Origin of the sequence: Siccibacter turicensis LMG 23730, from assembly GCF_000463155.2 — a bacterium.
Classification (GTDB): Bacteria; Pseudomonadota; Gammaproteobacteria; order Enterobacterales; family Enterobacteriaceae; genus Siccibacter; species Siccibacter turicensis.
Genome location: NZ_AWFZ01000017.1, coordinates 369,540 through 382,037 on the forward strand (window position 1 = coordinate 369,540; position 12,498 = coordinate 382,037).

14 protein-coding genes are annotated in these 12,498 nt (G+C 58.7%); 7 read left to right on the top strand and 7 right to left on the bottom strand.

Annotated features, from left to right (window positions below):
- Complete coding sequence (locus tag DW58_RS03620; protein ID WP_024548158.1) at window positions 1–1,332, bottom strand: MFS transporter; 1,332 nt, start codon at window positions 1,330–1,332, stop codon at window positions 1–3.
- Between the two features lie 394 nt (window positions 1,333–1,726).
- On the opposite strand from DW58_RS03620, the gene garD reads away from it, so the two are divergent.
- On the top strand, window positions 1,727–3,298 hold the full coding sequence (gene garD / locus DW58_RS03625) for a galactarate dehydratase (RefSeq protein WP_024548157.1): 1,572 nt from the start codon (window positions 1,727–1,729) through the stop codon (window positions 3,296–3,298).
- A gap of 56 nt (window positions 3,299–3,354) precedes the next feature.
- Here garD and rsmI read toward each other — a convergent pair whose 3' ends face one another.
- Window positions 3,355–4,218 carry a 16S rRNA (cytidine(1402)-2'-O)-methyltransferase gene (gene rsmI, locus DW58_RS03630; RefSeq protein ID WP_024548156.1) on the bottom strand — a complete coding sequence of 288 codons (864 nt, stop codon included), beginning with the start codon at window positions 4,216–4,218 and terminating at the stop codon, window positions 3,355–3,357.
- 62 nt (window positions 4,219–4,280) lie between these two features.
- Here rsmI and DW58_RS03635 point away from each other — a divergent pair, with 62 nt between their 5' ends.
- The 4 genes from DW58_RS03635 to dolP all read left to right on the top strand — a co-directional run bounded on the left by DW58_RS03635 (window position 4,281) and on the right by dolP (window position 7,974).
- A complete protein-coding gene (locus DW58_RS03635) occupies window positions 4,281–6,317 on the top strand; it encodes a penicillin-binding protein activator (protein WP_024548155.1) in 2,037 nt (678 codons plus the stop codon).
- Window positions 6,275–6,670: a YraN family protein gene (locus DW58_RS03640; RefSeq protein WP_024548154.1), complete on the top strand. Its 396-nt coding sequence runs from the start codon at window positions 6,275–6,277 to the stop codon at window positions 6,668–6,670. The genes DW58_RS03635 and DW58_RS03640 overlap by 43 nt, the downstream gene beginning before the upstream one ends.
- Before the next feature lie 128 nt (window positions 6,671–6,798).
- Window positions 6,799–7,389, top strand: coding sequence for a DnaA initiator-associating protein DiaA (gene diaA / locus DW58_RS03645; protein WP_024548153.1), 591 nt, complete (start codon window positions 6,799–6,801; stop codon window positions 7,387–7,389).
- A 9-nt stretch (window positions 7,390–7,398) separates the two neighbouring features.
- Complete coding sequence (gene dolP / locus DW58_RS03650; RefSeq protein ID WP_024548152.1) at window positions 7,399–7,974, top strand: division/outer membrane stress-associated lipid-binding lipoprotein; 576 nt, start codon at window positions 7,399–7,401, stop codon at window positions 7,972–7,974.
- Between the two features lie 39 nt (window positions 7,975–8,013).
- Here the strand turns inward: dolP and DW58_RS03655 are convergent, their stop codons facing one another.
- Entirely contained in the window at window positions 8,014–9,051 is a 1,038-nt protein-coding gene (locus DW58_RS03655; protein WP_024548151.1) for a permease, read from the bottom strand.
- Window positions 9,052–9,134: 83 nt separating this feature from the next.
- Window positions 9,135–9,785, bottom strand: coding sequence for an NAD(P)H-binding protein (locus DW58_RS03660; RefSeq protein WP_024548150.1), 651 nt, complete (start codon window positions 9,783–9,785; stop codon window positions 9,135–9,137).
- Between the two features lie 142 nt (window positions 9,786–9,927).
- Between DW58_RS03660 and DW58_RS03665 the strand changes: the two genes are divergently transcribed.
- Complete coding sequence (locus DW58_RS03665; protein WP_024548149.1) at window positions 9,928–10,446, top strand: type 1 glutamine amidotransferase domain-containing protein; 519 nt, start codon at window positions 9,928–9,930, stop codon at window positions 10,444–10,446.
- On the opposite strand, the gene DW58_RS03670 is transcribed toward DW58_RS03665, so the two are convergent.
- Entirely contained in the window at window positions 10,426–10,872 is a 447-nt protein-coding gene (locus DW58_RS03670; protein WP_024548148.1) for a YhbP family protein, read from the bottom strand. The genes DW58_RS03665 and DW58_RS03670 overlap by 21 nt on opposite strands.
- Window positions 10,873–10,955: 83 nt before the next feature.
- Here DW58_RS03670 and DW58_RS03675 point away from each other — a divergent pair, with 83 nt between their 5' ends.
- The gene (locus tag DW58_RS03675; protein ID WP_024548147.1) at window positions 10,956–11,267 is read left to right on the top strand and encodes a GIY-YIG nuclease family protein; all 312 of its coding nucleotides are present in this window, start codon (window positions 10,956–10,958) and stop codon (window positions 11,265–11,267) included.
- Here DW58_RS03675 and DW58_RS03680 read toward each other — a convergent pair.
- Window positions 11,254–11,757: a GNAT family N-acetyltransferase gene (locus DW58_RS03680; RefSeq protein WP_024548146.1), complete on the bottom strand. Its 504-nt coding sequence runs from the start codon at window positions 11,755–11,757 to the stop codon at window positions 11,254–11,256. The two genes, DW58_RS03675 and DW58_RS03680, sit on opposite strands and share 14 nt — an antisense overlap.
- The gene (gene ubiT, locus DW58_RS03685) at window positions 11,751–12,275 is read right to left on the bottom strand and encodes a ubiquinone anaerobic biosynthesis accessory factor UbiT (RefSeq protein WP_024548145.1); all 525 of its coding nucleotides are present in this window, start codon (window positions 12,273–12,275) and stop codon (window positions 11,751–11,753) included. Before ubiT ends, DW58_RS03680 begins: the two co-directional genes overlap by 7 nt.
- Window positions 12,276–12,498 lie beyond the last annotated feature (223 nt).

Here is a 12,498-nt window from a genome sequence, read left to right on the forward strand (position 1 = left end):
TTATTTGCGCAGTTCCATACGTTTGATGTCGCCGACCACGAACAGATAGCAAACCATCGCCATCAGAGCCGAGCAGCCAACAAAGACCAGCGCCGCGTTAAAGGAGTGCAGTTCACTTACCAGGTAGCCAATCACCAGCGGAGTGACGATAGATGCCACGTTGCCAAAGACGTTAAAGACGCCGCCGCACAGACCAACAATCTCTTTCGGCGCGGTATCGGAAATCACCGGCCAGCCCAGCGCACCGAAGCCCTTACCAAAGAACGCCAGCGCCATCAGGGCAATGACCAGTACTTCGCTGTCGGTGTAGTTGCACAGAATAATGGTGGAGGCGAGCAGCATGCCCACGACGATCGGCAGCTTACGCGCCAGCGTCAGGCTCTTGCCGCGTTTGATCAGCGCATCGGAGAAGACCCCGCCGAGCACGCCGCCGGCAAACCCGCACAGCGCAGGAATAGACGCCACCAGACCTACTTTGAGGATAGACATCCCCTTCTCCTGCACCAGATAAATCGGGAACCAGGTGAGGAAGAACCAGGTGATGGTATTGATGAAATACTGACCGAAAAATACGCCCAGCATCATGCGGTTAGTCAACATCTGCTTGATGTAGTGCAGCTTCGGCCCGCCGTTCGCACCGTCTTTCTTTTTGTGATCCATATCGACCACCGCACCGCCTTTGGAGATAAACGCCAGCTCCTCGGCGGACATCCGCGGGTGATCGGTCGGGTTATGGATGAACTTCGTCCACAGGAAGGTCAGCACGAAGCCGATGACGCCCATCACGGTAAAGACATGTTCCCAGCCCCAGGCGAAGGTCAGCCAGCCGAGCAGCGGTGAAAACAGCGCCAGCGAGAAGTACTGGGCCGAGTTAAAAATTGCCGAGGCGGTACCGCGCTCTTTGGTGGGAAACCAGGCGGCAACGATACGGGCGTTGGCCGGGAAGGACGGTGCTTCAGAGAAGCCCAGCATAAAGCGCATCATAAACATCGAGATGCCCGCCCAGGCCAGCGGCATAAAATCGACAAAGCCCTGCAGGAAGGTGAACAGCGACCAGAAGAAGAGGCTGTACGTGTAAACCCTCTTCGAACCGTAGCGGTCAAGCAGCCAGCCGCCGGGGATCTGCATCAGCAGATAGGCCCAGCCGAAGGCCGAGAAAATATAGCCCATTGATACCGCACTGAGCTGAAGCTCCTTCGCCACTTCCGTACCGGCAATAGAAAGCGTAGCGCGGTCGGCGTAATTCACCGCCGTAACGATGAATATTATCAGCAATATTAAATAGCGGGTGGGCATCCCCTTTTTCGATTCAATAGCGGTATCCAGTGACATTATTGTAATCCTCGGTGTGGAGAACGTAATTCGGATTTTTATTTTTAAATGGGATATTTCCCAGACCAATAAAGAGAAAAGCTAATTTTTAGAACCTACTGAAATCTTCACCAGTATAGGCAGCAGCCTCCAGCACGGCACTGTGCATAAGCCTTATAAATAAGCCTTTAAAAACTCGCTTCATGTGCATTTGCACACAAGCATGGGCGCTCTGCCACAGATTTTATTTTTGCCCCCCAGTGACGGCGCGGCGTCGCGGCAATAAGTGATCGCCATCACATTCTTATTTATTCACACCTGACATTCTTGCGCTCAGACTGATTCAGATAAATTAATAAACACCCCAAAATAAGAACGTTTTATTTCACTTCCTGAAGCTGGAGAATAGTGAACAATGGCCGGCATAGAAATTAAACAACAGCCCCCTGCGGCGTTTTATATTAAAGTTCACGACACTGATAATGTCGCGATAATAGTGAATGATAACGGACTGAAAGCGGGGACCCGTTTCCCGGATGGTCTGGTACTGGTTGAGCATATTCCTCAGGGCCATAAAGTTGCCCTGGAAACCATTCCAGCCCACGGTGAAATCGTGCGTTACGGCGAAGTGATTGGCTACGCGGTGCGGGAGATCCCACGCGGGAGCTGGATTGAAGAGTCGCTGGTCGAGCTGCCAACGGCGCCGCCGCTCAACACGCTGCCGCTTGCCACCCGCGTACCTGAACCCCTGCCGCCGCTTGACGGCTATACCTTCGAAGGGTATCGCAACGCCGACGGCAGCGTGGGTACCAAAAATCTGCTTGGCATCACCACCAGCGTGCACTGCGTGGCGGGGGTGGTGGACTACGTCATCAAGCTTATCGAACGCGATCTGCTGCCGCGCTATCCCAACGTTGACGGCGTTGTCGGCCTGAATCACCTGTACGGCTGCGGCGTGGCGATCAACGCCCCGGCGGCGGTGATTCCCATCCGCACCATCCACAACATCGCCCTGAATCCGAACTTCGGCGGCGAGGTGATGGTCATCGGCCTCGGCTGTGAGAAGCTCCAGCCGGAGCGCCTGCTGCAGGGCACTGAGGACGTGCAGGCTATCGCCGTGGACGACGCCAGCATCGTGCGGCTGCAGGATGAGCAGCACGTCGGTTTCCGCTCAATGGTGGACGACATCCTGCGCGTGGCCGAACGCCATCTGGCAAAACTGAACCAGCGTCAACGCGAAACCTGCCCGGCCTCGGAGCTGGTGGTGGGCATGCAGTGCGGCGGCAGCGATGCCTTCTCCGGCGTAACCGCTAACCCGGCGGTGGGCTTCGCCTCCGACCTGCTGGTTCGCTGCGGCGGAACGGTGATGTTCTCAGAAGTGACCGAAGTGCGCGACGCCATCCATCTCCTGACGCCGCGCGCCATCAACGAAGAGGTCGGAAAGCGGCTGCTCGAAGAGATGGCGTGGTATGACAACTATCTGGATTTAGGGCAAACCGATCGCAGCGCTAACCCGTCGCCGGGCAATAAAAAAGGCGGCCTGGCCAACGTGGTGGAAAAAGCGCTCGGCTCGATTGCCAAGTCCGGTAAAAGCGCCATCTCCGAGGTGCTCTCGCCCGGTCAGCGCCCGACGAAACGCGGCCTGATTTACGCCGCCACGCCGGCCAGCGACTTCGTGTGCGGCACCCAGCAGGTGGCATCCGGCATTACCGTGCAGGTATTCACAACCGGACGCGGCACGCCGTATGGCCTGATGGCGGTGCCGGTGATCAAAATGGCGACCCGCACCGAGCTGGCGAACCGTTGGTACGATCTGATGGACATCAACGCCGGCACGATCGCCACCGGGGAAGAGAGTATCGAGGACGTGGGCTGGAAGCTGTTCCACTTCATTCTTGATGTGGCGAGCGGACGCAAAAAGACCTTTTCCGATCAGTGGGGGCTGCATAACCAGCTGGCGGTGTTCAACCCGGCGCCGGTGACCTGATATCAGCGCGAAAAAAAAGCACGGCATACGCCGTGCTTTTTTATGGGCGGCGCGGGTTATTCGCCCTGCTGCTCAAGCGCATATTTGTAGAGCGCGTTCTTCTTCACGCCGTGGATCTCGGCGGCCAGCGCGGCGGCCTTTTTCAGCGGCAGTTCAGCCTGCAACAGCGCCAGGGTGCGCAACGCATCGGCGGGCAAGGCCTCTTCCTGCGCTTTGAACCCTTCAACAATCAACACCATTTCGCCTTTGCGACGGTTGTCATCCTCTTTCACCCAGGCCAGCAGCTCACCGATCGGCGCGCCGTGAATCGACTCCCAGGTTTTGGTGATCTCCCGCGCCAGCACCACGTAGCGCGATTCCCCCAGTTCGGAGCAGATGTCCTCCAGGCTTTCGAGCAGACGATGGGTGGATTCGTAAAAAATCAGGGTGCGCGGCTCCTGCTCCAGCGCGCGCAGCGTGTCGCGACGCCCTTTGGATTTGGCCGGCAGGAAGCCCTCATAGCAAAAACGGTCCGACGGTAAGCCTGCGGCGCTCAGTGCCGCAATGGCCGCACAGGGGCCAGGCAGCGGCACCACCTGCACGCCCGCTTCGCGGCAGGTGCGCACCAGATGGTAGCCAGGATCGTTAATCAGCGGCGTACCGGCATCGGACACCAGCGCGATATTCAGCCCATCCTGCAGCTTCGCCAGCAGGGTTTGCGCTTTTTGCTGCTCGTTATGGTCATGCAGTGCGAAGAGCCGCGCAGTAATCGCAAAATGTTGCAGCAATAAACCGGTATGACGGGTATCTTCGGCGGCGATAAGGTCAACGGATTGCAGGACATCAAGCGCCCGCTGGGTAATGTCGCCCAGGTTGCCGATTGGCGTCGGCACGATGTACAGCTTGCCCTGAGAATTCTCCGCGGAATCGTGTTGTTTCATTGTTTCGTCCGTTTTGCCGATTTACTATTGAGCATTGAGTAAAAAATAACATTGGATACGTTATGGTACCGTCGATATTTTATCGTTCTAAAGCCGCGCGCTGTCTGCCTCTCGTGCTGGCGACGCTGTTTTTTGCTGGCTGTGGCACCCAGGCACCGGATCAGACTACACCGCATATGCAAGGGAAAGCCGAAGCGGATTCCGGCTACTATCTTAACCAGATGCAGCAGGCGTCTGATGATAGCAAGACCAACTGGCAATTACTTGCCATTCGTGCACTGCTGAAAGAAGGCAAGACCGATCGCGCCATCGCGCTGTTCAATCAGCTCCCTCAGGCGCTGGACGACGCCCAGCGTAACGAGCAGGGGCTGCTCGACGCGGAAATCAAACTGGCGCAGCGCAACTACCCTGCCGCTACGGCGCAGCTTAACAACATGAAACCTGACGCCCTCGACACCGCTCAGCAGGCGCGCTACTGGCACGCCGTCATCGTCGCCAGCGAAGGGCGCCCGTCGCTCACCCTGCTGCGCGCGCTGATTGCCGAAGAGCCGCTGGTCTCAGGGGCAGACAAACAGAAAAACATTGATACCACCTGGCAGGTGCTGTCGCAGATGACGCCGGAACAGGCCAATGCGCTGGTGATCAACGCCGATGAAAACACCCTGCAGGGCTGGCTTGATTTGCAGCGCGTCTGGTTTGACAACCGCAACGATCCTGAGCTGATGAAAGCCGCCATCCGCGACTGGCAGACCCGCTACCCTAACAACCCGGGGGCGAAGCAGCTGCCGACGCCGCTGACCAACGTGCAGAAATACCAGCCGGCCTCCGCCAATAAGATCGCCCTGCTGCTGCCGCTCAACGGCCAGGCGGCCGTGTTTGGTCGTGCCATCCAGCAGGGGTTTGAAGCCGCGAAAAACGCGGCCCTCAGCCCGGTGACGCCGGTCAGCGCGCCCGCCGCCGAGCCTGCCAGCGCACCGCAGCCGGTGCAGGCGCCGGATGCCGTCGCCAGCCCGTCGCAGGCCGCGGTGAACGACCTCACCAATGAAACGGACGCGCCGGCGGCACAAGCGGAACAGCCGGCTGCCGCGCAGCCCGCCGCAACCGCTGCCGCACCAGCCAATCCCGGCGCGGAGCTGAAAATCTACGATACCAGCTCTCAACCGCTGGCTCAGGTGCTGACCCAGGTTCAACAGGATGGCGCCAGCATCGTGGTAGGCCCGCTGTTGAAAAACAGCGTCGACGAGCTGCTGAAAAGCAATACCCCGCTTAACGTACTGGCGCTCAACCAGCCAGAGAACGTCGAAAGCCGCGCGAATATCTGCTACTTCGCGCTGTCGCCGGAAGATGAAGCCCGCGATGCGGCGAACCACATGTGGCAGGAGGGGAAACGCGCCCCGCTGCTGCTGGTACCGCGCAGCGCGCTGGGTAGCCGCGTTACCAGCGCATTCGCCTCTGAGTGGAGCAAGCTGGGCGGCGGCATCGTGCTGGAGCAGAAATTTGGCTCTACCGCCGAGCTGAAAATGGGCATCAATAGCGGCTCCGGCATTGCCCTGACCGGCAGCCCGGTTAGCGCCAGCCTTCCGCAGCAGGAAGCCGTCACCATCGGTGGCCTGACGATTCCGGCGCCGCCGACCGATGCGCAGATCACCGCTGGCAGCGGCAAGGTGGACGGGGTCTACATCGTCGCGACCCAGGATGAAGTTGCCCTGATCAAACCGATGATCGCCATGCGCGCGGGCAGCCAGACCGGTGCCACGCTCTATGCCAGCTCGCGCAGCGCGCAAGGCGGCGCAGGGGCAGACTTCCGTCTGGAGATGGAAGGTATGCAGTTCAGCGATATCCCGATGCTGACCGGCGCCAACCCTTCCCTGCAACAGCAGGCGCTCTCAGCGGTCAATAACGATTACTCCCTGGCTCGTCTGTATGCGATGGGCGTCGATGCCTGGTCGCTGGCAAACCACTTCTCTCAGATGCGCCAGGTGCCTGGCTTCCATCTGGCGGGTAACACCGGTGAGCTGACCGCCACGCCGGAGTGCGTGATTAACAGGAAGTTAACGTGGCTCAAATACCAGCAGGGGCAAATCGTTCCGGCCAGTTAAGCCGTCAACAGACGGGCGCGGCCTATGAAACACGGGCGCGCGCCTGGCTGGAAGGCAAGGGACTGCAGTTTATCGCTGCCAACGTGCGCGAGCGCGGCGGCGAAATCGACCTGATTATGCGTCACCAGCGGGTCACGGTGTTTATCGAAGTGCGCTACCGTCGCTCCGCGCTTTACGGCGGTGCCGCGGCCAGCGTAACGCCCGCTAAACAGCACACGCTGTTGCGCACCGCCAGGTTATGGCTCGCCAGACATTCCGGTAGTTTTGATACTGTGGATTGCCGGTTTGATGTGTTAGCCTTCACCGGCGACGACGTAGAGTGGATTGTGAACGCTTTTGCGCTCCCCGCCTGATGCCCGACGTCAGGTGCGTCGCGCGGTAATAAACAACCAGGTCACCCGATATCGCGTCACGCTTGCGCAGCCGCTGTTTTCGGCGGTGCGATATCCCGCTTCACCCGCTTACTTTTGAAAGGACCATCGTGCTCGAAAGAATAAAAGTCTGCTTTACGGAAAGCATTCAAACTCAGATTGCGGCGGCGGAAGCGCTGCCAGATGCGATTTCCCGTGCGGCCATGGCGCTGGTTCAATCTCTGCTCAACGGTAACAAAATTCTCTGCTGTGGCAACGGCACGTCAGCGGCCAACGCACAGCATTTTGCTGCCAGCATGATTAACCGCTTCGAAACGGAGCGTCCCAGCCTGCCGGCTCTGGCGCTGAGCACCGATAACGTGGTGTTGACGGCCATTGCCAACGACCGCATGCACGAAGAGATCTATGCCAAGCAGGTGCGCGCCCTCGGCCACGCCGGAGACGTGCTGCTGGCGATTTCTACCCGCGGCAACAGTCGTGATATTGTCAAAGCCGTCGAAGCGGCAGTCACCCGCGATATGACCATCGTGGCGCTTACCGGCTATGACGGCGGCGAGCTTGCCGGACTGCTGGGGCCACAGGATGTGGAAATTCGTATTCCCTCTCACCGCAGCGCGCGCATCCACGAGATGCATATGCTGACGGTGAACTGCTTATGCGATCTGATCGATAACACGCTTTTTCCACACCAGGATGATTAAGGAGCACTCATGAAGGCATTAACGCCACTGGCCATTTTGATTTCAGCTTTGCTGCTACAGGGTTGTGTGGGTGCCGTTGTGGTAGGCAGCGCCGCTGTCGCCACCAAAACCGCCACCGACCCGCGTTCCGTCGGTACTCAGGTTGATGACGGTACGCTCGAAGTTCGCGTGAACAACGCACTGGATAAAGACCAGCAGATCAAAAAAGATGCGCGTATCAACGTCACCGCTTATCAGGGCAAAGTGCTGCTGACTGGGCAGTCGCCGTCAAGCGATCTGGCCGCGCGCGCGAAGCAGATTGCGATGGGCGTGGACGGTGCGACGGAAGTGTATAACGAAATCCGTAACGGCCAGCCGATTGGCCTTGGTACCGCGTCTAACGACACCTGGATCACCACCAAAGTGCGTTCGCAGCTGCTGGCTAGCGATCAGGTAAAATCGTCCAACGTGAAAGTGACGACCGAAAACGGGGAAGTGTTCCTGCTCGGCCTGGTGACCGAACGTGAAGGGCAGGCCGCGGCGGATACCGCCAGCCGCGTCAGCGGGGTGAAGCACGTCACCACCGCGTTTACGATTTTGAAATAATCTGTTCTCCCCCTCACGCCCGTGAGGGGGAATCGCGCATCAGATAAGTGCGACGCTTCCGAGAATAACCCCGCTCAATATCACTAACCCACCGGTCAGCCACAGCGCTTTCGCCGGGAATGACTTGCGCAGCATGATGAGCGACGGCAGGCTTACCGCAGGCAGCGTAATCAGCAGCGCCAGCGCAGGCGCTACGCCCATGCCCGCCATCATCATAGTCTGTACGATCGGGATTTCGGCCGCGGTCGGGATCACGAACAGGCAGCCGGCAATCGCCATCGCTACCACCCAGAACAGCGTGTTATCAATACCGGCATCGGCATGCGGGAACAGCCAGACGCGTGCCGCACCCAGCACCAGTACCGCCAGCACGTAAACCGGAATGGTGCTCCAGAACAGGGTCCACAGCGCGCTGCCCCAGCGGCGCAGGAAGTGCGCTTCCACCACGTTCTCTTCGGCAGGCATATCCACGATAACCGGCGCGTCATCTTTGGTGTAATGCTGCACCAGCAGCGCGACGCCAACCACGGTTAACAAACCGGCCAGCAGACGCACAAACGCGAAGTTCCAGCCCAGCACAAATCCCATAAAGACCAGCGTCGCCGGGTTGAGCAGCGGGTTGCCCATCCAGAACGCCAGCGCACCGCCCACCGAGACCGACTGACGGCGCATGCCCGCCGTTACCGGCGCGGCACAGCAGCTGCACATCATGCCCGGCAGCGACAGCAGCGTCCCGAACAGGGTGCCGGAGAGCTGGCGCTGGCCCAGGGTGTGCACCAGCCAGTTGCGCGGGATCAGCACCTGCACCAGCGAGCCTAACAGCACGCCCAACACAGCGGCTTTCCAGACGGCGAGAAAATAGACCATAGCGTAATCCAGCGCGGCGCGGAACGGGCTGTCGCTGGCGTTATCAAGAATGGATTTTCCGATGCTGTGGGTTTCAGAGGCGGTAAAAGCTTTGCCGTAATACGGCTGCCATTTTACGTACCAGAGGCCGACGATAACGACCAGAAAGAAAAGCGCGGGTTTCCACCAGACGACTGGTTTAACCGCAAGAGATGAAGACTGACCAGCCATAACATACCCCTGAGTGGCAATTTGTAATGAAACGTTTTTAAAATCGCGCTCATACTACGCCTGGGACAGGTGCATTAAAAGGGCTAAATCAGCGGCGAATGGCCTGCTTTCTCATGCAATTGACCGGCATCCAGAATGGTGACGGCATCATGGGCCGGGGAAAACGCTTCGTTAATCAGGGCGCGGGCAACGTCTCTGGCCTCAATCGCACGCCATTTCCCCGGCAGCAGGCGAAACAGGGGTGAAAACAGCGATTCGTTAAAGCGGTGCTTTTCACGGTCGCCCAGCAACATTGACGGGCGAGCAATGGTCAGCCGCGGCCACTGCTGCGCAATCAGTGAGGCTTCCATCTCCCCTTTCACGCGGTTGTAGAAAAACAGCGATCGCTGGCTGGCGCCGAGCGCGCTGACCACCAGCATATGCTTTGCGCCAAGACGCAGCCCGGCCAGGGCGGTGTCCACCACCAGCGTATAGTCCGCCAGGATAAAGGCTTCTTTGCTGCCCGCCTCGCGGCGCGTGGTCCCGAGACAGCTGAATACGATATCCACCGGTTCAGTAAGCTGCGTCAGCACATCGGTCAACTGGGGATCGCGCGGATTGACGACCTTGCGCATCGCCGGCAACGGGCGCCGGGTCGGTGCCACAATCTGCGTCACGCGCGCATCGTCGTTAAGCATCCGAATCAGATGCCCGCCCACCAGCCCTGTCGCACCGGTAATCAGTATGCGGCTCATGTTGCCCCCTTTACAGATAAGTCCGTGTTGCAATGTGGTGTGCCTGTACCAGGCTTAATAACCTGTGTTTGTTAATTATTTACCATTTACGGTGAATTACCTCACAGCATGATGCATCTGAAACAAAAACAGCGGAGGAAATATGAGCAAGAAGATTGCAGTCTTGATCACCGACGAGTTTGAAGATTCAGAGTTCACCTCTCCGGCTGAGGCGTTCCGTAAAGCGGGCCACGAGGTGGTCACTATTGAAAAACAAGCCGGTAATACTATCAAAGGCAAGAAAGGGGAAGCGGAAGTCACCATCGATAAGTCGATTGATGACGTCACGCCTGACGAGTTCGACGCGCTGCTGCTGCCGGGCGGACATTCGCCGGATTCACTGCGTAGCGACGAACGTTTTGTCTCCTTCACGCGCGATTTCGTTAACAGCGGCAAGCCGGTGTTCGCCATCTGCCACGGCCCACAGCTGCTGATCAGCGCAGACGTGATCCGCGGACGTAAGCTGACTACCGTGAAAGCGATCGTCATCGACGTGAAAAACGCCGGGGCGGAGTTCCACGATCAGGAAGTAGTAATCGACAAGGATCAGCTGGTGACCAGCCGGACCCCGGACGATCTGCCAGCGTTTAACCGCGAGGCGCTACGCCTGCTCGGTGCCTGACGGGTCACGCGCCCAGTAAAATTTTTTGCCAAAGCCCAGGGTGTTGTCGGTGAACTTCAGTTCATCAAGCCGGATTTCCCATACCGGCGCTGACATCGCCCTGGCGACCGGAAAGCGGCGACAGTACTGGCTTCGCGCCGCGTCGCTTTCTGCCCCTTCCAGCAGGCGGATTTGCCCTGCAAACTGTACGCCCCGAATCAATGCTACCGTTTTAGGCTGGCCGTTTACCGTGCCCGCCACCCTGGCCGCCGAGCCGGTCAGTCTGCCATGCCGGGTGTGGGTGTCGCTGAGCAGCCAGAATGCCACGCGCTGCGGATCGTAATAGTAAAAAGCGTTGGCGCACCACATCTCCTCCGGGTTGGCGACGCACCAGCTCACCACGTGTTGCTTCGCCAGCCAAAGGCTGATTTTTTCCAGATTGTCCACGCGTTCTCCTGTGTAATGACATGTGCCGTTGGCGCAACAGCTATGATAGGGTAGCGTCATTCCTGACCGATACACAGCGCCCAATGTCACCCTGGTACCTCTATCTTATTCGCACGGCGGATAACCGCCTCTATACCGGCATCACCACCGATCCCGAACGTCGCCTGCGTCAGCATCAGCAGGGCAAAGGCGCGCGGGCGCTGCGCGGTAAAGGCGAGCTGGCGATGGTATTCACGACGTTGATTGGCGATCGCTCCGCCGCACTGCGGGCGGAGTATCGGATTAAGCAGCTGCCGAAGCGACAGAAAGAGCAGCTGGTGGCGGGAAGCGCGACGCTGGCAGAACTGGTGGGCGGCCTGATGCCCTCCTCCGGCTGCGCGCTTACAGACGGTTGAAGTGCTCCTGATACTCGACGTGACCACTGACGCCGCTCAGGGCGTCGTCTGCCAGCGCACGCAGCTGGAAGGCGGCTTCGGCACCCGGCCAGCGGCAGCGCAGACCGTAACGCGCCGCGGGTTCGAAGCCCAGCCGGCTATAAAACGCCGGCTCGCCAAGGGTGACGACAGCCGCATAGCCAAACTCATTCAGGGAATCGAGCCCCTCGTACACCAACTGGCTGCCCAGCCCCTGGCCGCGATAGTGCTCATCAATCGCGAGCGGCGCCAGCGCCACCCACTGTAGCTCTTCCCCTTCCACCGCCACCGGGCTGAACGCGGCATAGCCGACTACCTGCCCTTCGTCGTCAGTCGCCACCACGCCAAGCGTCAGCAGGCCATCCTCACGCAGATCGCGGATCAGCGCCGCTTCGGCGTCACGGGAAAACGCCCGACGCAGCAGCGCATCGATGCCCGGTGCATCAATCGGTATTTCGACACGAATTAACATGCTTCACCTACGGAAGTAGTCTGGGTGGCGGGCGCGGTTTTCATCCCCGCCTCAACGAAATCGGCCATCTGCATCAGCATAAAACGCAGCGGTTTTGGCATCGCATCAAGCTCGATGGTATCCATCAGATTTTTAACATACAGGCCCAGCTCGGTATCCCCCTCAATGATGAGACGGCGCTGGAAAAAGAGGGTATCAGGATCCTGCTTGCGGGCGGCGATCATCAGCAGATCGCTGGCGTCGGCGCTGAAGCTGACGTCTGCCGGTGCCGTTTCCCGCACCACCAGCCGCTCATTTTCAACCGAGGTACACCACGACAGGCCGATATCGCGTACCGTAATGCTCAGCCAGCGCCCTTCGAGAAACTCAAGTTCGCCTTCCGCCAGCGCTTTACCGAGCTGCCAGTGAAGCAGTTGCTCCAGCACCTGGCGCTTCAGCGTGAACGGCACCATTTTTACCGGCGTTTTCAACAAAGATGGTCCGGAACGAACCAGACGCGAACGAAGTGTATTCAACACGTATCCTGCTCCTCGTAAAAAATATATCCGGTCATTGTGCCATATACGCCACAGCGGATAGTGGCATAAATCAACTATCGGCCAGGTCAGGCTACCCCTTTATGGATGCCATCAATACGTCAATAACTGGCTTAAATCAAAAATTATTCGCAAAGGGTTAACTAAAATCCCCCTTCACTTAACATTTTTGCTGCTTAAAAATCAGGCAGCGCAAAGGCGCAGT

Excerpts from the sequence above, each read along its gene's own strand:
- DW58_RS03635 (WP_024548155.1), top strand. The coding sequence starts at position 4,281 with ATGGTACCGTCGATATTTTATCGTTCTAAAGCCGCGCGCTGTCTGCCT.
- DW58_RS03680 (WP_024548146.1), bottom strand. The coding sequence starts at position 11,757 with ATGTTAATTCGTGTCGAAATACCGATTGATGCACCGGGCATCGATGCG.
- DW58_RS03675 (WP_024548147.1), top strand. The coding sequence starts at position 10,956 with ATGTCACCCTGGTACCTCTATCTTATTCGCACGGCGGATAACCGCCTC.
- DW58_RS03660 (WP_024548150.1), bottom strand. The coding sequence starts at position 9,785 with ATGAGCCGCATACTGATTACCGGTGCGACAGGGCTGGTGGGCGGGCAT.
- dolP (WP_024548152.1), top strand. The coding sequence starts at position 7,399 with ATGAAGGCATTAACGCCACTGGCCATTTTGATTTCAGCTTTGCTGCTA.
- DW58_RS03655 (WP_024548151.1), bottom strand. The coding sequence starts at position 9,051 with ATGGCTGGTCAGTCTTCATCTCTTGCGGTTAAACCAGTCGTCTGGTGG.
- DW58_RS03665 (WP_024548149.1), top strand. The coding sequence starts at position 9,928 with ATGAGCAAGAAGATTGCAGTCTTGATCACCGACGAGTTTGAAGATTCA.
- DW58_RS03620 (WP_024548158.1), bottom strand. The coding sequence starts at position 1,332 with ATGTCACTGGATACCGCTATTGAATCGAAAAAGGGGATGCCCACCCGC.
- rsmI (WP_024548156.1), bottom strand. The coding sequence starts at position 4,218 with ATGAAACAACACGATTCCGCGGAGAATTCTCAGGGCAAGCTGTACATC.
- garD (WP_024548157.1), top strand. The coding sequence starts at position 1,727 with ATGGCCGGCATAGAAATTAAACAACAGCCCCCTGCGGCGTTTTATATT.